Origin of the sequence: Variovorax paradoxus, from assembly GCF_024734665.1 — a bacterium.
GTDB lineage: Bacteria > Pseudomonadota > Gammaproteobacteria > Burkholderiales > Burkholderiaceae_C > Variovorax.
This window is the reverse complement of the sequence record NZ_CP102931.1, coordinates 3,896,714-3,922,763: the sequence shown is the minus strand read 5'-3', so window position 1 is coordinate 3,922,763 and position 26,050 is coordinate 3,896,714. Positions and strand designations below refer to the sequence as shown.

General features: G+C 64.8%; 29 protein-coding genes. 13 read left to right on the top strand and 16 right to left on the bottom strand.

Translation table 11 applies throughout. The annotated features are described in order from the left end of the window. Positions 1–93: 93 nt before the first annotated feature. Together NWF24_RS18690 and NWF24_RS18685 are read right to left on the bottom strand one after the other, a co-directional pair. Positions 94–264 carry a hypothetical protein gene (locus tag NWF24_RS18690; protein WP_177206563.1) on the bottom strand — a complete coding sequence of 57 codons (171 nt, stop codon included), beginning with the start codon at positions 262–264 and terminating at the stop codon, positions 94–96. 110 nt (positions 265–374) lie between these two features. Further along, positions 375–965, bottom strand: coding sequence for a helix-turn-helix domain-containing protein (locus NWF24_RS18685; protein ID WP_258349833.1), 591 nt, complete (start codon positions 963–965; stop codon positions 375–377). A gap of 48 nt (positions 966–1,013) precedes the next feature. On the opposite strand from NWF24_RS18685, the gene NWF24_RS18680 reads away from it, so the two are divergent. Continuing rightward, positions 1,014–1,535, top strand: coding sequence for a GNAT family N-acetyltransferase (locus tag NWF24_RS18680; protein WP_258349832.1), 522 nt, complete (start codon positions 1,014–1,016; stop codon positions 1,533–1,535). A gap of 3 nt (positions 1,536–1,538) precedes the next feature. On the opposite strand, the gene NWF24_RS18675 is transcribed toward NWF24_RS18680, so the two are convergent. Genes NWF24_RS18675 through NWF24_RS18660 form a run of 4 tightly spaced genes read right to left on the bottom strand, consistent with a single transcriptional unit; the run spans position 1,539 to position 4,205 of the window. Further along, positions 1,539–2,015, bottom strand: a complete 477-nt coding sequence (locus tag NWF24_RS18675) for a DUF3237 domain-containing protein (protein ID WP_258349831.1) — start codon at positions 2,013–2,015, stop codon at positions 1,539–1,541. Between the two features lie 13 nt (positions 2,016–2,028). Then, positions 2,029–3,000: an aldo/keto reductase gene (locus tag NWF24_RS18670; protein ID WP_258349830.1), complete on the bottom strand. Its 972-nt coding sequence runs from the start codon at positions 2,998–3,000 to the stop codon at positions 2,029–2,031. Positions 3,001–3,039: 39 nt separating this feature from the next. Then, on the bottom strand, positions 3,040–3,639 hold the full coding sequence (locus NWF24_RS18665) for a chromate transporter (protein WP_093053164.1): 600 nt from the start codon (positions 3,637–3,639) through the stop codon (positions 3,040–3,042). After that, entirely contained in the window at positions 3,636–4,205 is a 570-nt protein-coding gene (locus NWF24_RS18660; protein WP_093078117.1) for a chromate transporter, read from the bottom strand. The genes NWF24_RS18665 and NWF24_RS18660 overlap by 4 nt, the downstream gene beginning before the upstream one ends. Positions 4,206–4,290: 85 nt before the next feature. Between NWF24_RS18660 and NWF24_RS18655 the strand changes: the two genes are divergently transcribed. Then, positions 4,291–5,214 (top strand): YihY/virulence factor BrkB family protein, encoded by a 924-nt coding sequence (locus tag NWF24_RS18655; protein WP_258349829.1) that lies wholly within the window; start codon positions 4,291–4,293, stop codon positions 5,212–5,214. A gap of 8 nt (positions 5,215–5,222) precedes the next feature. Here the strand turns inward: NWF24_RS18655 and NWF24_RS18650 are convergent, their stop codons facing one another. After that, positions 5,223–5,774: a DUF924 family protein gene (locus NWF24_RS18650; RefSeq protein ID WP_258349828.1), complete on the bottom strand. Its 552-nt coding sequence runs from the start codon at positions 5,772–5,774 to the stop codon at positions 5,223–5,225. A gap of 137 nt (positions 5,775–5,911) precedes the next feature. Here NWF24_RS18650 and NWF24_RS18645 point away from each other — a divergent pair, with 137 nt between their 5' ends. The 4 genes from NWF24_RS18645 to NWF24_RS18630 all read left to right on the top strand — a co-directional run bounded on the left by NWF24_RS18645 (position 5,912) and on the right by NWF24_RS18630 (position 9,300). Continuing rightward, positions 5,912–6,361: a CHRD domain-containing protein gene (locus NWF24_RS18645; protein ID WP_081269127.1), complete on the top strand. Its 450-nt coding sequence runs from the start codon at positions 5,912–5,914 to the stop codon at positions 6,359–6,361. 64 nt (positions 6,362–6,425) lie between these two features. Then, positions 6,426–7,637, top strand: coding sequence for a patatin-like phospholipase family protein (locus NWF24_RS18640; RefSeq protein ID WP_258349827.1), 1,212 nt, complete (start codon positions 6,426–6,428; stop codon positions 7,635–7,637). 84 nt (positions 7,638–7,721) lie between these two features. Then, entirely contained in the window at positions 7,722–8,471 is a 750-nt protein-coding gene (locus NWF24_RS18635; protein ID WP_258349826.1) for an acetoacetate decarboxylase, read from the top strand. Between the two features lie 46 nt (positions 8,472–8,517). Continuing rightward, on the top strand, positions 8,518–9,300 hold the full coding sequence (locus tag NWF24_RS18630) for a 3-hydroxybutyrate dehydrogenase (RefSeq protein WP_258349825.1): 783 nt from the start codon (positions 8,518–8,520) through the stop codon (positions 9,298–9,300). Between the two features lie 7 nt (positions 9,301–9,307). Here the strand turns inward: NWF24_RS18630 and NWF24_RS18625 are convergent, their stop codons facing one another. Then, the gene (locus NWF24_RS18625; RefSeq protein ID WP_375338389.1) at positions 9,308–10,264 is read right to left on the bottom strand and encodes a bifunctional helix-turn-helix transcriptional regulator/GNAT family N-acetyltransferase; all 957 of its coding nucleotides are present in this window, start codon (positions 10,262–10,264) and stop codon (positions 9,308–9,310) included. A 140-nt stretch (positions 10,265–10,404) separates the two neighbouring features. On the opposite strand from NWF24_RS18625, the gene NWF24_RS18620 reads away from it, so the two are divergent. Continuing rightward, positions 10,405–12,807, top strand: coding sequence for a YgiQ family radical SAM protein (locus tag NWF24_RS18620; RefSeq protein WP_258349823.1), 2,403 nt, complete (start codon positions 10,405–10,407; stop codon positions 12,805–12,807). A gap of 67 nt (positions 12,808–12,874) precedes the next feature. On the opposite strand, the gene NWF24_RS18615 is transcribed toward NWF24_RS18620, so the two are convergent. Continuing rightward, on the bottom strand, positions 12,875–13,882 hold the full coding sequence (locus NWF24_RS18615; RefSeq protein WP_258349822.1) for a GGDEF domain-containing protein: 1,008 nt from the start codon (positions 13,880–13,882) through the stop codon (positions 12,875–12,877). A gap of 112 nt (positions 13,883–13,994) precedes the next feature. Further along, positions 13,995–16,115, bottom strand: coding sequence for an EAL domain-containing protein (locus NWF24_RS18610; RefSeq protein ID WP_258349821.1), 2,121 nt, complete (start codon positions 16,113–16,115; stop codon positions 13,995–13,997). Positions 16,116–16,443: 328 nt separating this feature from the next. Here NWF24_RS18610 and NWF24_RS18605 point away from each other — a divergent pair, with 328 nt between their 5' ends. The 3 genes from NWF24_RS18605 to NWF24_RS18595 are packed head-to-tail and all read left to right on the top strand — an operon-like array spanning position 16,444 to position 18,139. Beyond that, complete coding sequence (locus NWF24_RS18605; protein WP_258349820.1) at positions 16,444–16,866, top strand: EamA family transporter; 423 nt, start codon at positions 16,444–16,446, stop codon at positions 16,864–16,866. Between the two features lie 27 nt (positions 16,867–16,893). Then, complete coding sequence (locus NWF24_RS18600; RefSeq protein WP_258349819.1) at positions 16,894–17,187, top strand: EamA family transporter; 294 nt, start codon at positions 16,894–16,896, stop codon at positions 17,185–17,187. A gap of 37 nt (positions 17,188–17,224) precedes the next feature. Then, entirely contained in the window at positions 17,225–18,139 is a 915-nt protein-coding gene (locus NWF24_RS18595; protein ID WP_258349818.1) for a hypothetical protein, read from the top strand. A 4-nt stretch (positions 18,140–18,143) separates the two neighbouring features. Here the strand turns inward: NWF24_RS18595 and NWF24_RS18590 are convergent, their stop codons facing one another. Further along, positions 18,144–19,019 carry a CoA transferase gene (locus NWF24_RS18590; RefSeq protein WP_258349817.1) on the bottom strand — a complete coding sequence of 292 codons (876 nt, stop codon included), beginning with the start codon at positions 19,017–19,019 and terminating at the stop codon, positions 18,144–18,146. 152 nt (positions 19,020–19,171) lie between these two features. Between NWF24_RS18590 and NWF24_RS18585 the strand changes: the two genes are divergently transcribed. Further along, entirely contained in the window at positions 19,172–20,074 is a 903-nt protein-coding gene (locus NWF24_RS18585) for an SDR family oxidoreductase (RefSeq protein ID WP_093052098.1), read from the top strand. Positions 20,075–20,078: 4 nt separating this feature from the next. On the opposite strand, the gene NWF24_RS18580 is transcribed toward NWF24_RS18585, so the two are convergent. The 3 genes from NWF24_RS18580 to NWF24_RS18570 are packed head-to-tail and all read right to left on the bottom strand — an operon-like array spanning position 20,079 to position 22,865. After that, positions 20,079–20,537 (bottom strand): Lrp/AsnC family transcriptional regulator, encoded by a 459-nt coding sequence (locus NWF24_RS18580; protein WP_258349816.1) that lies wholly within the window; start codon positions 20,535–20,537, stop codon positions 20,079–20,081. Positions 20,538–20,559: 22 nt separating this feature from the next. After that, positions 20,560–20,958, bottom strand: a complete 399-nt coding sequence (locus tag NWF24_RS18575) for a DUF488 domain-containing protein (RefSeq protein WP_258349815.1) — start codon at positions 20,956–20,958, stop codon at positions 20,560–20,562. Positions 20,959–20,996: 38 nt separating this feature from the next. Continuing rightward, a complete protein-coding gene (locus tag NWF24_RS18570; RefSeq protein WP_258349814.1) occupies positions 20,997–22,865 on the bottom strand; it encodes a PhoX family protein in 1,869 nt (622 codons plus the stop codon). 88 nt (positions 22,866–22,953) lie between these two features. On the opposite strand from NWF24_RS18570, the gene NWF24_RS18565 reads away from it, so the two are divergent. Together NWF24_RS18565 and NWF24_RS18560 are read left to right on the top strand one after the other, a co-directional pair. Beyond that, the gene (locus NWF24_RS18565; RefSeq protein WP_258349813.1) at positions 22,954–23,784 is read left to right on the top strand and encodes a crotonase/enoyl-CoA hydratase family protein; all 831 of its coding nucleotides are present in this window, start codon (positions 22,954–22,956) and stop codon (positions 23,782–23,784) included. A gap of 373 nt (positions 23,785–24,157) precedes the next feature. Further along, the gene (locus NWF24_RS18560) at positions 24,158–24,472 is read left to right on the top strand and encodes a hypothetical protein (protein WP_093052086.1); all 315 of its coding nucleotides are present in this window, start codon (positions 24,158–24,160) and stop codon (positions 24,470–24,472) included. 10 nt (positions 24,473–24,482) lie between these two features. Here the strand turns inward: NWF24_RS18560 and NWF24_RS18555 are convergent, their stop codons facing one another. Beyond that, positions 24,483–24,704, bottom strand: a complete 222-nt coding sequence (locus tag NWF24_RS18555; RefSeq protein WP_258349812.1) for a hypothetical protein — start codon at positions 24,702–24,704, stop codon at positions 24,483–24,485. A 34-nt stretch (positions 24,705–24,738) separates the two neighbouring features. After that, entirely contained in the window at positions 24,739–25,998 is a 1,260-nt protein-coding gene (locus tag NWF24_RS18550; protein ID WP_258349811.1) for an acyl-CoA dehydrogenase family protein, read from the bottom strand. Positions 25,999–26,050: the final 52 nt, after the last annotated feature.

Sequence of the window (26,050 nt, the reverse complement as noted above, 5' to 3'; positions counted from 1 at the left end):
GCGCACCGCGGTCTGCGGTGCGCATGCGAAGTTAGCTACGCCATGTGCGTGCGGCGTGAAGCCTGTGTGAACCTGGGGGATGCACCCGGCCGCTCAGGATGGGTCCTTGCCACGCGTGCGACCGACCGCGCTGAAGATGCCGATCCCCAGCAGGATCACCGCCCCGATGCCGATGTAGAGCGTCGGCACGCCGGCGACGGAGGCGCCCCAGATGAGGCCGCCCAGGAAGATCACGAAACCGATCATGTAGAGCGCGAATGACATCGTCGTTCCTCTGGAAGCTGAGATGCCTTGCAGTATCCGGAGCAGTGGCAGGTGCCGCACAGGCATCGGCCGCCAGTGCGTGTCGGAGCTTGCCTACCCTGCGCGTGCGGCTACTCCGGGTTCGCCACCAGCAGATAGCGGCAGGCGGTGCGCCCCAGTGCCTTGAAGACCAGCGGCCGGTCCACGCCGAAGTCGAGGCAGTCGCCCGGTGCGAGCTCGAAGCGCTCGTCGCCGTAGTCCACCCGCAGAGCGCCTTCGAGCATCCACAGGCATTGCCGATAGGGCTTGCCGCTCCAGCGCGGGTAGTCGACCTGCGCCGAGCGCGGCAACTCGACTTCGACCAGTTCGATGCCGCTGCCCGCGTGCCGCTCCGCGACCTGCCGCCGCAGGTAGCCTGCCTTCGGGTCGCGCCAGACCTCCTGCTCGGCACGCGTGCGCAGGCGCTGCGGTTGCTCCTTCTCTTCCGTCAGGAGCTGCGCTAGCGGCACGCCGAGCCCGGCCGCCAGCCGCCCCAGCAGCACGGCCGTGGGGCTGCTCTGCGCGCGCTCCACCTTGGAAATCATGGCCTTGCTCACGCCCGAGCGCTCGGCCAACTCCGCGAGGCTCAGCGCTTGCGCCTGCCGCAGCGCCAGCAGCCGGGTGGCGATGAGCATGTCGATGTTCTGGCCGGGTGTATCGGCAGGAGATGAATCGTTTCTCATATGAGATTATTATTCTCCTATATTGAACGATATTTCAACGAGGACACCATGCGTCTCATCCCCTGCACAGAAGAAGCGCACTCCGCCGCGATCCTGGCCATCCTCAACGAGGCCATCGTCACTTCCACCGCGTTGTACGACTACAAGCCGCGCACGCCCGAGAACATGGTCGCGTGGTTCGCCACCAAGCGTGCCAACGGCTTCCCCGTGATCGGCGCCGTGGACGATGCCGGCAAGCTGCTGGGTTTCGCGAGCTACGGCACGTTCCGCGCCTTTCCCGCCTACAAGTACACGGTGGAGCACTCGGTCTACGTCGACAGCGCGCATCGCGGCGAGGGCCTGGGCCGCACGCTGATGGAGGCGATCATTGCCGAGGCCATCGCGCGCGACGTGCATGTGATGGTCGGCGCCATCGATGCCGCCAACGCCGGCAGCATCGCGCTGCACGAGCGCCTGGGCTTCGAGCATTCGGGCACCGTGCGGCAGGCCGGCTTCAAGTTCGGCCGCTGGCTGGACGTGGCCTTCTACCAGCGCATTCTTGCGACGCCGCTGAATCCGGTCGACGGCTAGCAGCTAGATCAGCGCGAAGAAGCGCATCACCACCTCGGCCGGGTGGCGTACCCCGGCGCCGACGAACATGCGTTCGTTGATCCACTTCAGCGAAGGCGAGGCAGTCTCGAAGCGCGGGCTGCAGCGAAAGTACACCTGTGACGGATCGACCGGCTCGCCGCGCAGCAGCTTGTCCATGACCTCGGGCGAGGCCGAACGCACCGCATGGTTCTGCACGTAGACCAGATCGCCCGCATCGGTCTCCAGGCCGTAGCGCGCGTCGAGTTCGGAAAGCGTGTCGCTCACGATCAACTGAAAGTCGCTGCCGCCCGGCAGCACGCGCGCCCGCCAGCCGTGGCCGATGGCTTCGCCGCCCGTGATCGGCACCACGCGGCGCAGCCCGCGCGGGCTGTTGCCCAGCACCTGCGGCACGCCCACCTCGACGCGCAGGTCGACGAAGTGCTCGAGCGCGGGCGCTGCGATGGGGTCGAACACGCTCATCGCCGGCAGTCGTTCAGGCAGCGGGCTTTGCTTCAGCGCTGGCGCGGTCGAGCATCTCGATGGTGCCCGCGTCGAGCTTCAGCTGCGTCGCGACCACGAGTTCTTCGAGCTGCGCGATGGAGGTGGCGCTGGCAATGGGCGCTGTCACGCCCGGGCGTGCGATCTGCCAGGCGATGGCGACCTGGCCCGGCTTGGCGTTGTACTGCTGGGCCACCTTGTCGAGCGCGTCGAGGATGCGCAGGCCGCGCTCGTTGAGATACTTCTTCGTGGTGTTGGCGCCGCGCGCGCTCTTGGCGGCATCGGCCTCGGTGCGGTACTTGCCCGTGAGGAAGCCGGCGGCCAGCGCGTAGAAGTTGATCACGCCCACTTCGCGCTTGATGCACAGCGGCTCCAGCGCGTCTTCGAACACTGCGCGGTCGTACAGGTTGTACAGCGGCTGCAGGCTTTCATAGCGGGCGATGCCAAGGCGTTCCGACACGTCGAGCGCCTCGGCCAGCCGCGGCGCGCTGTAGTTCGATGCGCCAATGGCGCGCACCTTGCCCTCCTTGATCAGGTCGTCGAAGGCGCCGAGCGATTCTTCGAGCGGCGTGTTGGCATCGTCGTCATGCGACTGGTAGAGGTCGATGTAGTCCGTCTGCAGGCGCTTGAGCGAGGCCTCGACGGCTTCACGGATGTACTTGGGCGCCAGGCCCACCTTGCCTTCGCCCATTGGCTTGCCGACCTTGGTGGCCAGCACCACGCGATTGCGCTTGCCGCTGTGCTTGAGCCACTTGCCGATGATCGTCTCCGACTCGCCGCCGGTGTGCCCCGGCACCCATGCCGAATACACGTCAGCGGTGTCGACGAAGTTGAAGCCCGCATCCAGCCAGGCATCGAGCAGCTTGAACGAGGCCGCTTCGTCGACGGTCCAGCCGAACACGTTGCCGCCGAAGGCGAGCGGGGAAACCAGGAGGCCGGAGCGGCCGAGCGGGCGAAGTTGCGACATGTCGAGTGTTCCTGAAGAAGAAAGGGATGAGACGAAGGATCAGACGAAGCCCACGGCGCCCAGTGCCGCTCCGGCGCCGAGCAGCCAGAGCAGGTGAATGCGCGTGCGCCAGACGATAAGCGCGGACACACCGGTCAGCAGCCACAGGTGCCAGGCAGGCGCATTGCCGGCATGGTTTCCCGCCGCCAGCACCCAGCCGGTGGCGATCAGCAGGCCCACCACCACGGGCGCCATGCCCTGCTTGAAGGCGCGCACCTCGCGGCGCGTGCGGTTGCGGTGGCCCCAGCGCGTGGCGAAGTAGGTGAGGGTGGTGCTCGGCAGCATGATGCCGACCATGGTGAGCATCAGCCCGAAGAAGCCGAGCAGCCAGGCCGAGGGCCCGGCACCGATGCCGCCGCCCGCGTTGAGCCCGACGTTCCAGCCCATCAGCGCCACGAACAGCACGTTGGGGCCGGGCGCGGCCTGCGCGATGGCAATGGAGGAGCTGAACTGCGCATCGGTGAGCCAGCTGTGCTGGACTACGAGGTAGCGGTGCATGTCGGGCACTGTGGTGATGGCGCCGCTGATCGACAGCAGCGACAGCAGCGCGTATTGCCCGAACAGGGCCAGCCAGTCGTGCCATTGCATCGTGATGGTCATGGCGCGATCTTCTTCCAGGTCCACACGCAGGCGACGCCGCCGACCACCAGCAGCACCCATCCGAGCGGGATCTTGAACACCGCAATGGCCACGAACACCAGCGCCATGAAGGAGAGGCAGGTTGCGAAGCCCAGCGGATGCTTGCGCAGCTGCGGCACCAGCTTGATGCCGGTCGCGGCAATCAGTCCGCCCGACACCGCGCCCATGCCGCGCAGCGCGGCCGCCACCTGCGGGTTGCCGGCGAAGTGTGCATACAGCACGGCCAGCGCAAGGATGACGACCAGCGGAATGGTCAACATGCCCGCCAGGGCGGCGAGCGCGCCGCGCAAGCCGAAGTAGCGGTCGCCGATCATCAGCGCGAGGTTGATCACGTTGGGCCCCGGCATCACCTGCGCCACGGCCCAGTCTTCGAGGAACTGCTCGGGCGTGAGCCATTTCTTCTTCTCGACCATCTCGCGCTGGACGATGGCGAGCACACCGCCGAAGCCCTGCAATGCGAGCCAGGTGAATGAAACAAAAAGGTCGCGTGGCGACTGGGGCTGAGCAGCGGGGGGAGACGGGTGCATGTGGAGCGATTATCGTAGGCACGCTTTCAACATGCCGGGCGCCGGATCGACATGGCGCCGGGCGATTCCACAGGGACACTTCAGCATGCTCAAGCAACTGCGCGCACTCTTCGATCTCTGCCAGCGGGCCTTCAACTCCTGGTCGAACGATTACGCCCCGAGCATGGGTGCTGCGCTGGCCTACTACACAGTGTTCTCCATTGCTCCGCTGCTGCTGATCGTGATCGCTGTGGCCGGCCTGGTCTTCGGGCAGGAGGCCGCGCGCGGCGAGATCTTCGCGCAGCTCTCGGGCCTGATGGGCGAGCAGGGCGCGGCGGCGGTGCAGGGCATGCTGAAGGCCGTCAACAAGCCGGCCGAAGGCATCGTCGCCACGGTGATCGGCATCGGGCTGCTGGTGCTGGGCGCCACCACCGTCTTCGGCGAACTGCAAGATGCGCTCGACCGCATCTGGCGCGCGCCGGCCCGCGCCAAGAACAAGGGGCTGTTCAACATGCTGCGCGTGCGGATGCTGTCGTTCAGCATGATCATGGGCATCGGTTTTTTGCTCATGGTGTCGCTGGTGGCGAGCGCCGCGCTCGCGGCCCTGGGAAAGTGGTGGTCGCCGGTGTTCGGCGCGTGGGAAACCACTGCGCAGGCCGTCAACTTCGTCTTCAGCTTCGCGATGGTGACGGCGATCTTCGCGATGATCTACAAGATCATGCCGCGCGCCAAGGTGCAGTGGCGCGACGTGTGGGTGGGGGCGGCTGTCACGGCGCTGCTCTTCACCGTGGGCAAGCACCTGATCGGGCTGTACATCGGCAAGAGCAGCGTGGCCTCGGGCTACGGGGCCGCGGGCTCGCTGGTGGTGGTGCTGGTGTGGGTTTACTACTCGGCGCAGATCTTCCTGCTGGGGGCCGAGTTCACCTGGGTCTATGCGCGCACCTACGGCTCGATGAAGGACACGAAGGGCATCGCCGACCTGAACCCGTCGCCGACGCGCGACGTGCCGCTGCCGCACAACGACACCTGAACCTCGCTTCAGCCGGCGAAGCCGCCTTCGTCGAGATACTTCTGCTCTTCCGCCGTGGTGCTGCGCCCCAGCATCCTGTTGCGATGCGGAAAGCGGCCGAAGCGCGCAATGATGTCCCGGTGCAGCACCGCGTAGCGCTGCGTATTGGCGTCGAGCGCGGCGTTGAGCTCGACCGAGCGCTCCTGCTCGGCCAGCACTTCGGAATGCATGAAGGGCAGGTAGAAGAAACGTCGCAGCATTGGTTCGCACTGCCGGTCGAAGCCTGATTCGACTGCCTGCTTTGCCACAGCCAGCGCCTTGCCGTCGGTGGCCAGCATGTGCGGGCTGCCGCGCCAGGTGTTGCGGGGAAACTGGTCGAACAGCACCAGCGAGGCCAGGGCGCCTTCGGCATCGGATGCCCAGTGGTCGAGTTCGCCGCGGGCTGCGGCCTGATGGGCATGCGAGAAGCGGGTGGCGAATTCGGCGTCGAAGGCGTCGTTCTTGGCAAACCAGCGGTCCGGGCCGGCTTCGCGCCAGAAATCGACCACATCGCGGGCGGTGGGGAGGGCGTTGAAAGTCATCGTTGCATTTTCTTTCAGCCTTTTGCAGCCCTTTTTCAGCCGTTAGGCGACCGTCAAAGTCGGGGTGGTGGCCGACAAGCCAAGCCCGCCGTGCTGCCTATGCTGTGGAGGCTTTCATAACTCAGGAGATCAAGCTCATGACCAAATATGGCACCTTTTTGCGCGCAGCCCTCATCACCGGGGTGGCCAGTGCCGCGCTGGTCGGCTGCGGAATGATGTCGAAGTCGAACGTCGCGAGCTTCAGCGGCGCGATGAACGCAGCCAGCGAAGTCCCGCCCAACATGACGCGCGGCAGCGGCATGGCCGAGGCTTGGCTCGACCGCGACACCAACGTGCTCAAGTACAAGATCACCTACACCGGCCTGAGCGGCCCGGCCACCATGGCGCACTTCCACGGCCCGGCCGCCGCGGGCGCCAATGCGGGCGTGGTGCTGCCCTTTGCCAACCCGGCAAGCCCGATCGAAGGCCAGGCCACGCTCACGCCAGCGCAGGCCGCCGACCTGTCCGCGGGCAAGTGGTACGCCAACGTGCACACCGCCGCCAACCCGGGCGGCGAGATCCGCGGACAGATGCTGCCGAAGATGTGACATCGTCCCGGGGGCAACAACCCCTGGTCAGGTTGGTGTCGCGGGGCTGGTGTCAAATGAACGCATGACGACGACACCACCGAAGAAAAAACCCCGTGCCGCCTCCTCCAAACCCCTCAACCCTTTTGCTTCGCGCCGCGAAGACATGCGCACCGCCCGCAAGGCGCTGGTGCTGCAGGGTGGGGGCGCGCTCGGCGCCTACCAGGCCGGCGTGTATGCGGCGCTCAGCGAAACCGAACTGCAGCCGCACTGGATTGCCGGCGTTTCCATCGGCGCCATCAATGCGGCACTGATTGCGGGCAATGCACCGGAAACGCGCGTCGATCGGCTGCGCGAGTTCTGGCACCTTGTGTCTTCGGGGCCTTCGCAGCGCCTGCCTTCGTGGCTGGGCGACCGGGCACTGCAGAACCAGTACAGCGCCACCATGGCCTCGCTGGTGGGCATTCCGGGCTTCTTCGAGCCGCGGTACTCGCCGGCCTTCCTGATGGGGGGCGCGGCGCCGCTGCTGAGCTATTACGACACCTCCGCGCTCAAGTCCACGCTGGAGCGCCTCGTCGACTTCGACCGCATCAACGCCTGCGAGGCACGCTTCAGCGTGGGCGCGGTCAATGTGCGCACAGGCAACTCGGTGTACTTCGACAACACGCGCCAGCTCATCGGTCCCGAGCACATCATGGCCAGCGGCGCGCTGCCGCCGGGCTTCGCGCCGATCAGCATCGACGGCGACGACTACTGGGACGGCGGCATCGTGTCGAACACACCGCTGCAGTACGTGCTCGACACGCATCCGCGCAACGAGCCGCTGGTGGTGCTGCAGGTCGACCTGTTCAATGCGCGCGGCGAGATGCCGCGCACCATGGCGGGCGTGATGGAGCGGCAGAAGGACATCACCTACTCGAGCCGCACCCGCATGAACACCGACGCGCTGGCCGCCAACATGAATCTGCAGCAGGCGATTGCCGACCTGATCTCCAAGCTGCCGGCTGGCCTGCGCAGCGACCCGAGTGTGCTCGCGGTGCAGTCGCAGCTCACGCACGAGCCCATCGACATCTTCCACCTGATCTACCGCGACAAGCCCTACGAACTGGAATCGAAGGACTACGAGTTCTCGCGTGCTGCCGTGGAAGAGCACTGGGACTCGGGTGCGCGCGACATGCGCAACACGCTGGCCCATCCCGAGACGCTGCGTGCCGACGCAACGGTCAACGGCGTGACCACCTTCGACCTTGGCGAGCATGGCTCGGGGCGCGTCAAGCGGCCGGGCTTGTCGCGCTGACGGGCGCAGAGGCAAGCGCCGATTCAGCCTCAACTAAGAAACCAGCGCGAGACTGGGCCGTCACTTCAACAGGAGGAAATGTTCATGAACATTGAAGATGTGCGACGAACGGCATTCGCGATGCCGCTGACCAATCCCGCCTTTCCGCCCGGCCCGTACCGCTTCGTGCGGCGCGAATTTCTCATCCTCACGTACCGCACCGACATGGACGCCCTGCGCGCCGTGGTGCCCGAGCCGCTCGAAGTGGTCGAGCCGCTGGTCAAGTACGAATTCATTCGCATGCCCGACTCGACCGGCTTCGGCGACTACACCGAGTCGGGCCAGGTCATTCCGGTGCAGCTGCGCACCGCCAAGGGGGTGGAGAAGGGCGCGTACGTGCACGCGATGTACCTCAACGACCATCCGCCCATTGCCGGCGGCCGCGAACTCTGGGGCTTTCCTAAGAAGCTGGCCTCGCCGGTGCTCGACTACGAGACCGACGTAGTGGTCGGCACGCTCGACTACGGCAAGGTGCGCGTGGCCAAGGCCACGATGGGCTTCAAGCACCGCGCGCTCGATCCCGAGCCCATCCTTGCGGGCATTGCGCAACCCAACTTTCTGCTGAAGATCATTCCGCACGTCGACGGCACGGCCCGCATTTGCGAACTGGTGCGCTATCACATGGTCGACGTGACGCTGCACGGCGCATGGGGCGGGCCCGGCTCGCTCGAACTGCACCCGCACGCGCTGGCGCCCGTGGCCGACCTGCCGGTGCTCAAGGTCGAATCGGCCGTGCACTACATCGCAGACATGACGCTCGCACTCGGCACGGTCGAGCACGACTATCTCGCCTGATTCTTGCTGCCCTTTTCAAACCCGACTCTTACCAAGGAACATCACCATGCAACTCAAGGACAAGGTCGCCTACATCACTGGCTCGGCCAGCGGCATCGGCAAGGAAATCGCCATCCTGTTCGCGCAGGAAGGCGCCAAGATCATCATTGCCGACCTCAACAAGGAAGCGGCCGACGCCACAGCGGCCGAGCTCAAGGCCGCGGGCGCGCAGGCCATTGGCGTGGGCGTCGACGTGACGAACGAAGACCAGGTCAACGCCTCGGTCGAGGAGGGCGCTGCAGCCTTCGGCGGCATCGACATCCTCATCAGCAACGCCGGCATCCAGATCGTGCACCCGGTGGAAGAGTTCAGCTTCGCCGACTGGAAGAAGATGCTCGCCATTCACCTCGACGGCGCCTTCCTCACCACGAAAGCTTGCCTGAAGCACATGTATGCACAAGGTCGTGGCGGCAGCGTGATCTACATGGGCTCGGTGCACTCGAAGGAAGCCTCGCTGCTGAAGGCCCCTTACGTCACGGCCAAGCACGGCCTCATCGGCCTGGCCAAGACGGTTGCGAAGGAAGGCGCCAAGCACGGCGTGCGCGCCAACGTGATCTGCCCGGGCTTCGTTCGCACGCCGCTCGTCGAAAAGCAGATTCCCGAGCAGGCCAAGACCCTGGGCATCAGTGAGCAGGAAGTCATCAAGAACGTGATGCTGAAGGAAACGGTCGACGGTGAGTTCACGACCACGGAAGACGTGGCGCGCGTCGCGCTGCTGTTCGCGGGCTTCCCGACCAATGCACTCACCGGCCAGTCGCTCGTCGTGAGCCACGGCTGGTTCATGCAATAAGCAGACGCTACAGCTTCAGCTCCCAGGTCTCGCCAACCTGCGGCGAGCCGTAGCCCTCGTGCGGCTCCGACTTGGTGAGCTGGAAGCCGCGCTTGGCGTAGATGCCGCGTGCGGCCACCAGGCAGCTGTTGGTCCACAGCACCATCTTCTTGTAGCCCTTGAGGCGCGCGAAGGTGATGCATTCGTCCACCAGCTTGCCGCCCAGGCCCAGCCCGCGCGCGGCGGGCGAGAGGATCAGCAGACGCAACTGCGCCACCGCGGCCGACTTGCGGACCACGAAGATCGCGCCCACACGTTCTCCGTTGAGTTCGGCGATCCAGCAGCGCTCCCACTCGGGCTGGAACTTGAGCAAAAACTCACCCGCGATGCCGGCCACCAGCGCCTCGAAGCTGCTGTTCCAGCCGTACTCGCGCGCATAGACCTCGCCGTGCTGCTGCACCACCCAGCCGATGTCGCCGGGCGCCGGGTCGCGCAGGATGGCGGCCTGGGTCTTGGCCGGTGCGGCTTCGGGGTCGAGCAGCGACTGCACCGTGCCCATGGCCTGCACCAGTTGTTGGCGCTGCGGCGGCGCTAGCGAGGCGAGCAGGGCGGTGGCTTCTTCGCGCGATTTCTGTTGCAACGGTGCGAATGCGGCGTGGCCGGCTTCGGTCAGGCGCAGGACGCTCTGGCGCGCATCGCGCGGATGCGGCTCGCGCGTGAGCCAGCCTTCGTTTTCGAAGCGGCGCAGGATGCGGCTCATGTAGCCCGCGTCCAGCCCAAGGTCGCGCCCGATTTCGCTCGCGACCGCCACCTCGCGGTGCGCCAGCTCGTACAGCACGCGCACGTCGGTCAACGACATGGCGCTGCCGAGGTAGGGGTCGAGGGCGCCGATACGGCGGGTGTAGAAGCGGTTGAATTGGCGGATCGCCTTGACGGCGGCGGGATCGATGGGGGGTAAAGTCGCTGACATGGTTGCCATTGTCATTTAGAAGGTTGACTTTGGCAATTAATTGAGGCTTCGAAGAGGCCCGGTCACAGGATGTTTGCCGCGACAGACATGATGGAAAACCCTAAAATCGAGGGTTGCCCACAACGGCGCTCCCACGGCGCTGTCTACTCCCACCGATGAACGCCCCCGTCGACGTCTCCTTTTTCGCGCGCGCCGCCAAGCCGCTGACCAGCTACCGCAAGTACTGGGCGGCCCGTTTCGGCACGGCCAAGTTCCTGCCGACTTCGCGCAAGGAAATGGAAGCGCTCGGCTGGGACAGCTGCGACATCATCGTGGTCACGGGCGACGCCTATGTCGACCACCCCAGCTTCGGCATGTCGGTCATCGGCCGCATGCTGGAGGCGCAGGGCTTCCGCGTCGGCATCATCGCGCAGCCCGACTGGCAAAGCGCCGATCCCTTCAAGGCGCTGGGCAAACCGAACCTGTTCTTCGGCGTGACCGCCGGCAACATGGATTCGATGATCAACCGCTACACGGCCGACCGGAAGATCCGCAGCGACGACGCCTACACCCCCGGCGACGTCGGCGGCTCGCGCCCCGACCGCGCGGCCATCGTGTATTCGCAGCGCTGCAAGGAAGCCTGGAACGACGTGCCGATCATCCTCGGCGGCATCGAAGGCAGCCTGCGCCGCATCGCCCACTACGACTACTGGTCGGACAAGGTGCGCCGCTCGATCGTCGTCGACTCGAAGTGCGACCTGCTGCTGTACGGCAACGCCGAGCGCGCCATCGTCGAGATCGCGCACCGCCTGGCCGCCAAGGAGCCGGTGCAACAGATCACCGACGTGCGTGGCACAGCCTATGTGCGGCGCGAAACGCCCGAGGGCTGGTTCGAGATCAACTCCACCAGCGTCGACGAACCCGGCCGCGTCGAAGCGCACGTCAACCCGTACCTGATGGTGTCCGACCAGGCCAAGGCCAACGGCGCCACCTGTGCGAAGGAAGACGAGGCCGACGCCGTCGCCAAGGCTGCAGAAGCCGCTGGGTCAGCCGCCGGCTCGGTGGTCAACCCCGCCATCAAGCCGCTGACCTTCGTGCCCAACCCGGCGCTGCAGCCCCGCGGAAAGATCGCCGTTCCCCCGCGCGACCGCTCGGTGATCCGCCTGCCGGCCTACGAGCAGGTGCGCAGCGACCCGGTGCTCTACGCGCACGCCAATCGCGTGCTGCACCTCGAGACCAACCCCGGCAACGCCCGCGCGCTGGTGCAGGCGCACGGCGAGGGGGCCACGGCGCGCGACGTGTGGATCAACCCGCCGCCTATTCCGCTCACCACGGCCGAGATGGACCACGTGTTCGACCTGCCGTATGCGCGCAGCCCGCATCCGAGCTACGCCGACGAAAACGGCAGCCACGACGGCGCGACCAAGATCCCCGCGTGGGAAATGATCCGCTTCAGCGTGAACATCATGCGCGGCTGCTTCGGCGGCTGCACCTTCTGCTCGATCACCGAGCACGAGGGCCGCATCATCCAGAGCCGCTCGGAAGATTCGATCATCAAGGAGGTCGAGGCCATCCGCGACTCGGTGAAGGGCTTCACCGGCACCATCTCCGACCTCGGCGGCCCCACGGCCAACATGTACCGCATCGGCTGCAAGTCGCCCGAGATCGAATCGGCCTGCCGCAAGCCGAGCTGCGTGTACCCGGGCATCTGCCCGAACCTCAACACCAACCACGACCCGCTGATCAAGATCTACCGTCGGGCGCGTGCGTTGAAGGGCATCAAGAAAATTCTCATCGGCTCGGGCCTGCGCTACGACCTGGCCGTGCAGTCGCCGGAGTACGTGAAGGAGCTGGTGCAGCACCACGTCGGCGGCTACCTGAAGATCGCGCCGGAGCACACCGAGCAGGGCCCGCTCACGAAGATGATGAAGCCCGGCATCGGCAGCTATGACAAGTTCAAGCAGATGTTCGAGAAGTACTCGGCCGAGGCGGGCAAGAAGCAGTACCTCATTCCGTACTTCATTGCCGCGCACCCGGGCACCAGCGACGAGGACATGATGAACCTCGCGATCTGGCTCAAGAAGAACGGCTTCCGCGCCGACCAGGTGCAAACGTTCTACCCGAGCCCGATGGCCACGGCCACGACGATGTACCACACCAACAAGAACCCGCTGCGCAAGATCACGCGCGAGAGCGAGACGGTGGACATCGTGCGCGGCGACAAGCGCCGCCGCCTGCACAAGGCCTTCCTGCGCTACCACGATGCCAACAACTGGCCGCTCCTGCGCGAGGCGCTCAAGAGCATGGGCCGCGCCGACCTGATCGGCAACGGCAAGCACCACCTCATCCCGACGTGGCAGCCACTGACCGACGGCGGCTACACGAGCGCGCGTCGCAAGAATTCGACCGTCGCACCGGTGGTCAACAAGTCCGCGCCGGTCAAGCTGGCGCCGGTGAAGCCCTCGAAGGGCCGCATCCTCACGCAGCACACCGGCCTGCCGCCGCGCGACAACGGCTCGGGCGCGGCGCCGCGCAAGGCTGCCGGCCCGGTGCGCGGCAGCATCCGCAAGCCGCGCTGAGGCGCCGGCTTCGGGCGGTTCCTGCCATCTGGAGCGGGTGGCGGAACATGCCGCATCAAATGAAAAATTAAAAGATCGCAAAGCGATCTTTGCCGAGGCTTTTCGCTATGTATAGCGCCTCATCGGCATTTTTCATCAGCTCGGAAAATGATTGTTTTTCATTCATTTTCGAAATTCCGACGCTGGCGGTGATCTTCCTGCCAATCACATTCAGCTTGCGTATTTCGAGCAATAGCTGATCCGCAACTTTGATCGCTCGCTCTTCTCCTCCTTGAGTGAGAAAAATCCCAAACTCCTCGCCTCCAAGTCGTCCACATGGTTCATCCGTAACTGATCGACAAATAGTTTGGGCCACCTGCTGGAGCACTTCGTCTCCCATGGGATGGCCGAAATCGTCGTTGATACGCTTGAAATTGTCGATGTCGATCATGAGGAGGCAAGCGGAACTCATATCGCGCAACCCTTGGACTCTATCGACGTCGCTCAGGAATTTTCTGCGGTTGTCAATTCCGGTCAATGCATCGGTGAAAGCCAAATCCACGAGCTTGTCGCGAAGCAGGATGCTTTGACGGTGTATTCGTGCGAAGAGCGCATTCAAAAATATGCCAACCAGAATCACAGCCGACATCAAGAGCCATGACCACTTCGTGTCTCCACCAAGCGGAGCATCTATCAATGAACCTCTGCCGAAAATGAGCCAAATACCGGCCGACACGATGATGTACTCACTGATTCTAGAAAAAACGGGAGCCACCGCTAGAGATATTCCAATGCTCAATGCTGTCATCCAGTAATTTCGATTGACGCTTGGAGCTGCCAGTAAAACAAATTCTAGGCATATCAGCCAGACTGTTGTAATGGAAAATAGAGAAAAAAATGGTATTTTCCAACTGGCGCCGATTGAAATCATAGTTAGAGCTAAAAGAAAGAAAATCTGCCGGGTATCATATTTATATGAGTCGTCAGCAAGCAGCCACGCCATTACGACGAGAAAGATTCCGCCCAGCTGCATCCCAAGCGACAGCGGCTTGATCAGCATTCTGAATTCATTCACGCGCGCGTCTTCAATTTTCATGATCGACACAATGGCAAGGCTACTGAAGCAATCGCTGGGTGACTGCGATTTGAAATGCGCTCGATCACGCAAGAATGATTTTTTTGAATTTTCAGGTTCGTCAAGGGATTAACTATTCTAGGTCTCCGTACAATCGCTCATCTCTCTCTCGTCTTGCCAGTTCAATCAAATCATTCATGGGAACAGCTTTGGAGAAAAGATAGCCTTGACCAAATTTTATTCCCATGTCGATCAATATGGCCAACTGAGCCTCGGTTTCAACCCCTTCCGCAACAAGCGTGGCACCGTACCTTGTCGCGCTCTCCAAAGCTAAACCGATCGCTTTGTTCATGCGTGGTTGTTCGATCATTGAAACCATTGCATAGTCAATTTTCACTTCGTTGAAGGGAATTTTTGCCAGCGTGGTGAGCGTCGAGTACCCCGCTCCAAAATCATCAAGAGACAATCCGACACCTGCCGAGTGTAATTTGTGAACGTTTTCTCTCACGGTGTCTATGTCCGGCACATGACCAGACTCGGTGATTTCTATCGATAGCAGTTCAAACGGTACGGAGTAGCGGCTCAGACGGTCCAGTATCCGCTCCCCCAAACCCGGGACGGTGATTGATGCCGCTGATATGTTTACGGACAATGGCATATGAAAACCGCTGGCCATGCAGTTTGCGATTTCACGAATCACCATTTCGACAATGCACCACTCCAGCTTCAGCAGTAATTGGTATCGGGTCGCAACATCGAGGACATAAAGAGGTGAGAGAGCGGTGCCCTCTGCAGAGTTAGCCCTTAAAAGCGCCTCGGCGCCGCAAATCTGCCGCGTTTCCAGATCGAATTTTGGCTGATAGCTCATCGGCGGATTGACGGCGCGTATCCAGCCGATCATTAGTTCATGAACGTTCGCATCTTTATCGGCTTGAGCAGAAAAAGAGTCATGAAAATATCTGATCTGTTGATTGCTGCTTTGAAGCGCCAGGCTGATGTTTCTTAGAACAGATGATGAGTTGGTTTCACCAACCATTCTTACGTTGGTCACGCCGCAGCGCAGTTGCGCATTTGAGTAAAGGCCTCCGGCAACTTGCAAGTGCTCTGTGATGTCGGCATACAACCGAGGCACAAGCTGGCAATCCTCGACCTGTTTGACAGAAGTTTCTTTTACGACAAATGCAAGAACTAAATCCGACAATTGAAAACATTTTGATTTTCCATTGGACGTCATTTTCAGGCTTTCCTGCCTCATCAGGTGACGAGCCAGATGGCCCCAGAATTTATCTGTCCAATCATGGCCTAGGGTGCGAACCATCTCTTTGAGATTCCCGATCTCAAATGTGAGAAGTACATGCTGCGCCTGATCTCTTTTGAGCAGTATCTCGAGATACTCGCTCAGCGCTCTTCTGTTGAGCAATCCACTAAGAAGATCAGTGCGATACATTTGCATGCGCTGAAAATAGGACTCTCTAACCAGCGCGTCGGAACGCAGTAAAGCTATCACGCTACCCAGAATGAAAAGCGAGGTGCTGAATCCGAATATCTGCAAAGCAGTTACACGTGCACTCACTTCTGGAGGCACCAGCTTAAATGTGAAAATGATTGCGCTTGCAAAAAGAGAGCACGCCATTCGGGCGCTCCATATTTTCAGCACATCTCTCCAGATAAAATCTTTAAGTGCCTTTTTTCGATAAATCAGGTGAGCAGCAACTCCGCCCATTGCGGTTATCGACATGTCGAGTAAAAATGCCTCCACCTGATTGACGCCGCCAAATATCAAGCGCCCCAAAATAGTCAGCGCTAATGTTATGGCCCCTCCCTTCCATCCCCCCAAAAGGCCTCCAAGGAAGAGCAGATCAGACGAAAGGTAAGGCTTGGATGGGAGATTGAAAAATTGACTGACCAGGGCAATCAGCGAGAAACTGGTGGCGCCAAAAATGCAGCCATAAAGAAGTGTTCTAGATTCAAATCTCTCGGTCGGCGTCCTGGAGAGCAGCAACGCAATGCTCAGTATCCCGAGCAAGGCGGCTGCTTGGAGGATGAGCAGAGGGTAATTTGCGAACTCAGCCCGCCACGCAGCAATAAAGAATTCCTGCATTACGTCGTCCTCCCAAGAAAACTGATTGACCGCAGACTGAACGAGCCTTCTTGACAGTGCTTCTGCCATCGCTTTGGAAGCGATGCGGAGGCTGTAGTCGAGACGCACCAATCTGTAGTTTTTCAACTTGACGATCGCCTGCCCATCCGACATTTGTCGCTCAAATCGTTTTGACCGAGGAAGAACGGCCAGCGCGGCTCAGCCCCTAAGATGCGCGCCATGGCCTCGTACCGTTCTCCCCCTCCATCGACCCGCAACTGACGCGCGCGCTTTTTTAGCGCCGTGCTCAGACCCGCAAGTGGTCGCCGCTGTTCGCCGTGAGGCCGGATGCGGCATGAATCGTCATGCCCGCCCTCCGATCGCAGCCGATCGGCCATGACGGGCGTCATGGAGAACTTTCAACAATGAACGCAAGAATGTCTGCCGCCCTGGCCTGGAGCGGTGTGTGGCTGGCCGGTGCGCTGTGGGGCGGCGGGCGCTGGTGGCGCAATTCCTGATCGATGGCGGCATCGCGCCGCAGAGCCTGTCGCTGGCGCGCTTTGCGCTCGGGTTGCCGCTGCTCTGGTGGCTGCATTGGCGCTTCCCCGTGAAGCCGGACGCACGCTGGGCCGACCTGGCCGGGCGCGAGCGCTTCCAGATGCTGGCCACAGGTGCGGCCATGGCGCTCAACGTGAGCTGCTGGTTTGCCGGCATTGCGTATCTGGGCGCGGCGCTTCCGACCGTGATCTCGATCTGTTGCGCTCCGGTGATCGTGGCGCTGGTGTCGGTGCTGCGCGGCCACGAGCGCTTCGGCGCAAGGCTGCTCGCGGAGCTGATGCTCGCGCTGGCGGGCGTGCTGCTGCTGGTGATGCCGGCCAAAGGATGGGGCCCGCTGGCTCCCGGGCGTGCAGCCGGCCTCGCCTGATCCTTCGGCTCGGCCTTCTGCTACGCGATGGTTGTGCTGGGTAGTGCGCGCATGCCGGTGCGGGTGCCCGCCGTCACGGCCTCGGCCTGGGGCATGACGGTGGCGGCGCTGTGCATGCTCGCCGTGGCATGGCCCGCCGGCATCACCTGGCCGGCCGGTGGCGTGCAGTGGCTAGGCGTGGGCTACACGGGCGTGGTGACGACCTCTGTGGCCTATCTGGCTTTCGCGTGGGGTGCGCGGCGCCTGTCGCCGAGGGCCGCGGTGGTTGGCACATTGATCGAGCCGCTGCTGCGGCGCAGCAAGCCCGCGCAGTCCGACTGAAGGTGAGGGTGGGGCGGTCCGCTGTATGGTGTGGTCCATGAGCAGTTCGTACTACCCGCCGGCTTCATGGACGATGCGCACCCTGGAGGGAGCGCTGCTGCTACTGCTCGCAGCCTCGGCGCAGCAGGCGCTTGCCGCCGCACCGGAGAACTCTTCCGCCCAGGCACTGCGCGCCACCCACCAGCGCTTGAGCGACAAGCTCGACAAGAGCAGTTTCGGGCGGCCCGTGCAGCTCGACTCCATGGAGACGGCCGACGGCCTGCAGGGCGACGTCTACGCCGTGGTCGAGCATCCGCTCGCGGAAATCAGCACCGCGCTGAAGGGATCGGCCCACTGGTGCGAAGTGCTGACGCTGCATATCAACAACCGGCGCTGCAGCACGGCCAGCGGCCCGCAGGGGCGCGAGATGCTGACGCTCTACGTGGTGCGGCGCTACGACAAGCCGATCGACCAAGCCTTCGAGCTGCCGTTCGTCTACCGGGTAGCGAGTGCCACGCCCGAGCACCTGATGGTCGAGCTGTCGGCCGAGACCGGGCCGCTGGGCACCAGCAACTATCGCGTCACGCTCGAAGCCGTGGCGCTCGACGAGCGCAAGAGCTTCCTGCACTTCAGCTACAGCTATGACCACAACACCATGGTGCGCCTGGGCACCATGGCCTACCTGGCGACCTTCGGCAGCGACAAGGTGGGCTTCACCGTGCTGGGCAAGACGCCTGAAGGCCAGCCCGACTACATCCGCGGCCTGCGCGGGCTGGTCGAGCGCAATGCGATGCGCTATTTCTTGACGCTGGATGCCTACCTGGCGGCTCCGGGGCCTGAACAGGCTGACCGCCGCCAGCGCCGCTGGTTCGCGGCGGCCGAGCAGTACCCGCGCCAGCTGCACGAGGTCGACCTCGACACCTACCTCGCGCTCAAGCGCGAAGACCGTCAGCGCGACGGCGCCGGTCGCTGAATCATCAATCGGCCAGCGTGAGCAGGGGCACGTCGCGCTCGCGGCTCATGGCTTCGAGTTCGGCGCGCGTGCGCGCCGCCAGCCATGCGGCCAGCGCCTCGTGCGTGGCCAGCGCCAGCATGTCGCGCGAGGCAATCTGCGCCGCCTCGCAGAGCCGGCTGGCGAAATGCGGTTCAAGCGCTGCCACGGCCACGCGGCCATCGGCGCAGGGGTAGACGCGGTAGCCTGCATGCGCGCCGCCGACCGCGCCCGAGGGCTGCGTCAGGCCCCAGGTGCGAGGCAGGGCGAGCCAGTCGGCCGAGGCGTTCAGCGCCACTTCGAAGTACACGCCGCCCGCCTTGCGCGACTGCAGCAGCATGGCCTTCAGCACCGCCTCGCTGGCGAGCAGGGCGCCGCCCATGTCGGCGTAGAGCGTCGGCGGCAGTTCGGTGCCGGTGACGAGCCCGCTTTCGGCGAGGTAGGTCAGGTCGTGGCCTGGCTCCTCGGCGCGTTCGCCCGGTGCGCCGACGATGGCCACTTGCGACAGCGACGGATGGCGCGCCTGCAGCGCAGTCCAGTCGAGGCCGAGCTTGCGCAGCGCGGAAGGGCGGAACGAGGTGAGCAGCACGTCCGTTTTCGCGAGTTCGGCGTGCAACTGCTGCTGGCCCGCGTCCGTCTTCAGATCGGCCGTTTCGATGGCGATGCCTTCGTGCAGTGCGGCATACGCCGGCTTGTTGTAGAGCGCCATCGGGTCGCCGCCCGGCGGCTCGAACTTCAGGCAGGTGGCGCCCATGCCGCGACAACGCAGCAGCGCCGCCGGCCCGGGCAGGTTGAGCGCAAGGCTCAGCACGCGTACGCCTTCCAGCGGCAGGAAGGAGGAGGTGGGGGTAGGGCTGGACATGGGTCGTCGATCCGGAAAACAGGCCAGCGGCCATTCTCACCCGTGCGGCACGGGAAGCCAGATTCCGCAAGCCGCCGTCGGGGCGGCGCGCGTAGCATGCGCCATGGCAGCGCTCGTCCTTGCCGCTGCCGCAACGACCAAGGAGACAAAGCATGTTCGAAGCTTCCCTGATGAACGGCCAGCGCATCCTCGTGACCGGCGGCGGCACGGGCCTCGGCCGCGCGATGGCCGAGCGCTTCCTGAGCCTTGGCGCCGACGTGGCCATCTGCGGCCGGCGCCAGTCGGTCTGCGAAGAGACCGCGGCCGAGTGGCGGCAGCAGTTTCCGGGTCGGCGCATCGACACGTTCGGCGTGGACATCCGCATCGCGCAGCAGGTCGACGAGATGGTCGAGAGCCTGTTCCAGAGCGGCGGCCTCACGGGGCTCGTCAACAACGCGGCGGGCAACTTCGTCTCTCCGACCGAGAACCTTTCGCCGCGCGCCTTCGACGCCATCGCCAACATCGTGTTCCACGGCAGCTTCTACGTGACGCAGGCCGTGGGCAAGCGCTGGGTGGCGCAGGCCAAGTCGGGCCAGTGGAAGCAGGGCGATGCTTTCCGCAGCGTGATGAGCATCATCGTCACCTGGGTCGATAACGGCAGCCCCTACGTCGTGCCCTCGGCCATGAGCAAGGCCGGCATCGAGGTGATGACCAAGTCGCTCGCGGTGGAGTGGGCGCGGCACGGCATCCGCCTGAATGCCGTCGGCCCCGGCGAGATTCCGACCGAAGGCATGAGCAAGCGCCTGAACCCCGGCGAGGAGCCCGGCGCACGCAGCAAGCAGAGCAACCCGATGGCGCGCACCGGCCGCATGAGCGAGCTGCAGAACCTCGCCTCCTTCCTGATGGCGCCGGGGCAGTGCGACTGGCTCACGGGCCAGAGCATCATGATGGACGGCGGCAATGCGCTGGCCACCGGCGGCAACTTCTACGAGCTGCGCCAGTGGAGCGATGCCGACTGGCTGGCCGCGCGCGAACGCATCGAGGCGCAGAACCAGAAGGACAAGGCGCAGCGCTGACGCCTTACTTGCGCGGTGGCTTCACCGCCTGCACGGTGACGTGCTTGTTCACCGGGCTCGACAGCACCAGCGATGTCGTCACCGAGCCGTCGACCGCGAGCGCGTCCACCACGCGCTCCAGGTCGGCCGGCTCGGCGATCGCGCAGCGCACGATGAAGCAGCTTTCGCCGGTCACGCGGTCGGCGCTCAGCACCTCGGGCATGGCGTCGAACAGCTTCAGGTATTTGGCGATGCCCGCATGCGTGGTGTCGATGCGGATGATGGCCTGCAGGCCCACGCCCAGCGCGCGCAGGTTGACGCGCGCGCCGTAGCCCTCGATCACGCCGGCTTCTTCGAGCTTGCGCACGCGCTCGCTCATGGCCGGCTGCGACAGGCCGATGCGCTTGCCCAAGGCGGCCAGGCTCTGGCGCGCGTCGGCCTGCAGCGCTTCGAGGATCTGCCGGTCTTTCTTGTCGATGTTCATGCGAGCTTCGCCTTGCCCCTGCTCAGTCCGCAATGTCTGCACCGCGCTCGGCCAGCAGGCTGCGCAGCACGGAGCGGTGGCAGTGCGCTTCGTCCTCGCAGTAGCAGCCCACCGACAGGGCCGTGCCGTGCGACAGCGCGGCCAGCAGGTCGAGGCTGCGGCTCGCATCGGACTCGGCCATCTCGGCCTTGAACTTGCGCACGAAGGCGTTCCATTGCGCAGGCGAGTTCGCTTTCTGGGCCTCCTGCGCCTGCTTCATTGTCTCGACGGAGGGCGCGAGGTTCGGGTACCACACGTCGTACCAGTCCTGCGAGGCAAACTCGGTCTTCGGAACGCCGCGCGGCGGGCGGCGCACGGTGCCGACGCGCAGGCCTTCGCCGGTGGCGCGCGGGGTGCCGAGGCGGACGATGCGGATGCTCATGGTGTTTTTCCTTTTCCCTTGGGCTTTGAGCCGATGTCTCAGGTGCCGACGATACCGCCGTCGCGCCGGCGTATTGCCAGCGTTGCCGAGCGCGGCCGCGCGCTGCCCGGCTCGGTGCCATCGGGCCAGGCGCTGTTGTGCCTGGTGTCGCCGTCGTCGCGCGCCTCGCCCGGATGCTGGATGTTGACGAACAGCGTGTGCCGGTCGGGCGTGACCACGCAGCCCGTGATCTCGCAGCCGTTGGGCCCGGTAAGAAAGCGCTTGATGCGGCCCGAAGCCGGGTCGGCGCACAGCATCTGGTTGTTGCCCAGCGAGGTGTAGGGCGGCTTGCCGAGCACCTGGCCGCTCAGGTCGGTCTGGATCCAGAGCAGGCCGCCCCGGTCGAAGTGCAGGCCGTCGGGAGCACCGAACATGTCGGCATCGCCCGACGGATAGCGTGCGCCGCTGCCGGGCTGTGCGGGATCGCCGGCGAGCGCGAAGTGGTCCCAGGCAAAGCCGGTGCTGGCAGCGTCGCCACCGTCCTCGCGCCAGCGCAGGATGCCGCCGAAGAGATTGTTGGCACGCGGGTTGGCCGCGTCGGGGCCGGGCTTGCCGGCGTCGCCGCGCTGGCTGTTGTTGGTGAGGGTGACGTAGACCTCGCCGCTTTGCGGGTGAATGGCAATCCACTCGGGACGGTCCATCTTCGTGCCGCCTACGACGTCGCCCGCCAGCCGCGCATGGATCAGCACCTCGGCCTGGTCGGCGAAGCCGTGCGCCGCGTCGAGGCCGTCGCGGCCGTGCACGAGCTCGAGCCATCGGCCGCGGCCGCCAGCGTCGTAGCGCGCTACGTAGAGGGTGCCGTCGTCGAGCAGGTGGCGGTTGGCGGCACGAGCGGCGGCATCGGTGCCGGGACGCACCTTCTCGCGGCTGATGAACTTGTAGATGTATTCGAAGCGCGAGTCGTCGCCCATGTAGACCACCAGCCGGCCGTCCCTGGCGACGGTGCAGGTGGCGCTCTCTTGCCGCTTGCGGCCGAGCGCGGTGCGCTTGATGGGCGGGGCGGTCGGATCGAAGGGGTCGATCTCGACCACCCAGCCGAAGCGGTGCGGCTCGTTCGGATGCCGACTCAGGTCGAAGCGCTCGTCGAAGCGCCAGTACTCGACCCACTGCGAGCCGGCCACCGTGCCGTAGCGGCGCTGCGCCGCCGTCGCGCCCTGGGCCGCTTCCTTCGGGCCGCCGAAATAGCCATGGAAGTTTTCCTCGCAGGTGAGGTAGGTGCCCCAGGGCGTGACGCCCATGGCGCAGTTGGCGAAGGTGCCGAACACCGCGTCGCCCGCCGGGTTGGCGGCAGTGCGCATCAGCGGCGTGCCCGCGGCGGGGCCGGTGATGCGCATCGGCGTGTTGCCGTGCACGCGACGCGCAAAGGGCGAGGGCCGCACCTGCTGCCACCCCTGGCCGGTGCGCCGGATCTCGATCACCGAGACACCCATGGCGTGCAGCGACTTGCGCGCCTTCTCGGCAGTCCACGCCTTGACGCCGTCGGTGTGCAGCAGTTGCTCGTCGGTGTATTCGTGGTTCATCACGAGCAGGCCGCGGTCGCCGCTTGCGTCGAGCGCGAAGAAGTGCATGCCGTCGTGATGCATGCCGGCCTGCACGGCCTGGTCGTCGGCGCTGTTGCCTGCATCGGGCGCGAAGGCCGGCATGCTGCCCGCGACGCCGGTGGGCGTGCCCCAGGGATAGAGCAATTGCCACTCGTATTCGGGCGGCACGACGATGCCGTCGCGCAACGAGGCCGGCACGCCCGTGAAGCCCAGCACGTTGCCGCGGCCCGTGGGCGAGGAAGGCACGGCGCAACCTTGGCCGAAGAGCGCCACCACGGCGGCGGCGGAGCCCGATTGAAGAAGAAAGTGACGGCGGTCCAGGGGCATGGCGGGGTGTTGTGTAGGCGACAGCCGCGATCATCGCCGAGCACCGCACCCGGCGATACTGGCGCGGCAACCGCCCAGGAGACATCGAATGACCGACCGCATCGAATGGACCCGCCACGCCGATGGCGTGGTGGAACTGCAGCTCGCACGCGCCGACAAGATGAACGCGCTCGACCCCGCGATGTTCGACGCGCTGATCGAAGCCGGCGAGGCGCTGCGCGACGACAGGGCGGTGCGGGCCGTGGTGATCTCCGGCCGCGGCAAGGCTTTCTGCGCGGGGCTCGACATGGCATCTTTCGAGCGCATGCAGCAGCAAGGCGCGGGCTCCGGAGTGCTGGGCGAGGGTGCAGCCGGCGCCGACCTGGTGGTGCGCACGCACGGCATCTCGAATGCCGCGCAGCAGGTGGCGATGGTCTGGCGCGAGGTGCCGGTGCCGGTCATTGCCGCCGTGCACGGCGTGGCCTTCGGCGGCGGCTTGCAGGTAGCGCTGGGTGCGGACATCCGCATCGTCGCGCCCGACACCAAGCTTTCGGTGATGGAAATCAAGTGGGGCCTGGTGCCCGACATGGCCGGCATGGTGCTGATGCGCGAGCTCGCCCGCAGCGACGTGGTGCGCGAACTCACCTTCACGGGCCGCATCTTTTCGGGCGAAGAAGCCTTGCGCATCGGCTTCGCCACCCGCGTCGCAACCGATCCGCTGGCCGAGGCGCTGCAGATGGCACACGAGATTGCGGGCAAGAGCCCCGACGCGATCCGCGCCGGCAAGCGGTTGCTCAATGCGTCGGCGTCGCACAGTGCGGCCGAGATGCTGCTGGCCGAGTCGGTCGAGCAGAAGGCCCTGATCGGCAGCCCGAACCAGGCCGAGGCCGTGAAGGCCAACATCGAGCGGCGCGCGCCGAGTTTCAGCGCTCCGGCCTGATCCTGCTCCCTCGGGCTTCAGGCCCCCGCGACTCGTTTGCCTGCGCGCGGGCGGCCGGGTAATCCCCCAGCCCGCAGACGCCGTTCTTCGCGCACCCTCGCATCCCCCCGCCTTCTCCAGGTGCGGCTGCACCGCCTTTGCCCGTGGTCGGGCCCTTCAAATTCGTGTGTAAACAACCGAAAAGCAATTCAAAGTGCTTTTTTGGTGTCTTTGTGTAAGAATTAAGTAGTTGTTTTAAAGGGAGAATGGGTGAGGATGGAGGCAATTTGTGTGCAGAAGGTCACGTCTTCCCTCTGATGGCATCCATGGAGGATGGCCCCTGACAGCGCACTCATTAACAATTGAAAGCTTTGCTTAGCGACGGCGATCCTGCATGTCGACGACCACGTTTTTTTGCAACCTCAGCGTGCCCATTCTGGTGGGCGAGGATCGCTACAAGTACATCCCCATCGTGGGGGTCTTTCGCAGCATTCCATTCGATCAAGTCGATGAATGGGTGATGCACCCCGACGGCCAGCCGCGCAGTGACCGCGAGCTGGCGGCCGAAGTTCTTGTCGAGATCCGCAAACCACTCGGTTCGAGTGGACGCACAGCGCCGCACGCTTTCGAAGTGGGAGACATCCTGCAGCTCGACCGCGCCGCCGCGATTGTCGTGTCCACCTTCCTGGCGGCGCTTCCGCGCGTCTGACGCACTCCCTTCAGTCGCACCTGAAGAGCACGCCGCTGCCCGGCGTGTTCGGCGCATCGGCCTGCTCCAGAAAGCGGATCGGGTTTCCGTCCTTGCGGCAGTAGGCTTCCGCTTCCTGCTGGCTCGCCGCCCGCAGGATCCCATCGTAGAGACGCACCACGCCGGTCACCGGAGTGGTACAGCCGGCAATGGCGGTGGCGAGGGGGAAAAGGGCGAGCAGCAATCGGCGCATGAAAGAAGACGGGTCCGGTGAAAGACCCGCGACTTTAAGCGCTGCTGCTTCCCACCGCCCAATAGAAAGTCGGCCTTGCCCCGTTGAGCAGGTAGTCGCCCACCACGCGCCCCTTGTAGATGGTCGGGTTGTGCGAGGCCAGCGTGCGCGCATTGCGCCAGTGCCGGTCGAGCCGCCGGTCTTCCTGCAGCGCCGAGGCGCCGCCGATGTCGAACAGCCGCGTACCCGCTTGCAGCACCGCGTCGACGATGCCGGCCTGCGCCTTGGCTGTGTTCAGTTCCACCTCGAACAGCAGGCTCTCGGGCACGGCTTCGCCACGCTGGCGGAAACGATCGACTTCGCCCAGCCCGCGCGCCACGGCCTGCACGGTCGAGGCTGCGACGAAGGCCGTGCTAGCGAGCTGGCCGATGACCTGCTGCACCAGCGGATCTTCGCGCGGCGTGTCGCCGCTGCCGTGGCTGTAGACGCGCTTGCGCGGCTGCACGAAGGCCACGGCATCGCGCACGATGGCGCGCGCAATGCCCGCCAGCGTGGCAAGGTGCGTGAGCTGGAAATGCGCGGTCAGCGGCGTGGGCTGGTCGCGCACGTACAACAGCACGTTCTCGGGCTTCACCCGCACATTGCGAAAGCGCGTGGTGCCCGATGCGCTCAGCCGCTGGCCAAAGCCGCGCCAGTCGTCCACGCGCTCCACGCCCTGCGCTTCGGCCGGCACGAGCGCAATCACGCGATCGCTGCTGCCGTCGTCGTTCAGGCGCTGGGCCGAAACAGAGATCCAGTCGGCGTACAGCGTGCCGGTGCTGTAGTACTTGTCGCCATCGAGCCGCCACGCGTCGCCGTCGCGCTTCAGCGTGGTCTGCAGCGTCCCGAGCGGGCCTTCGCCAAGCTCGGTGGTGGCGTTGCCGAAGATCACACCCTCGGCCGCAAGGCGCATCCACGGGCCGTGCAGGGCGGGGTCGATCTCCGCGAACAGCCGCTCGATGAAGCCGAAGTGCGCGCGCAGGATCTGCGGCAGGTTGGAGTCGGCCTCGCCGAGTTCGATGAGCAGGTCGTAGAGCTGTTCGACCGAGCCGCCCAGGCCGCCATGTTCGAGCGGCACGCGCAGCGCGCCGAAGCGCTCTGCGTTGAGCCAGGCCACGGGTTCGTAGGCGAGCTCGCGTTCGTTCTCGCGCTGTGCCGCACGCTCGGCGATGCGCTGGAAAACGGGGCGGAAGCGGGCTGCGAGCTGCTGCGAGGAAGGCGCTTGCACGCCCGGGGTATACGTTGCGGGCCGCGTCGTTGCTTGGATGGATTCCATGGAGGCGGGGCGCTCCTGGAAGGGCGCCCGGAAAGAAAGGGACAGGCGCCCG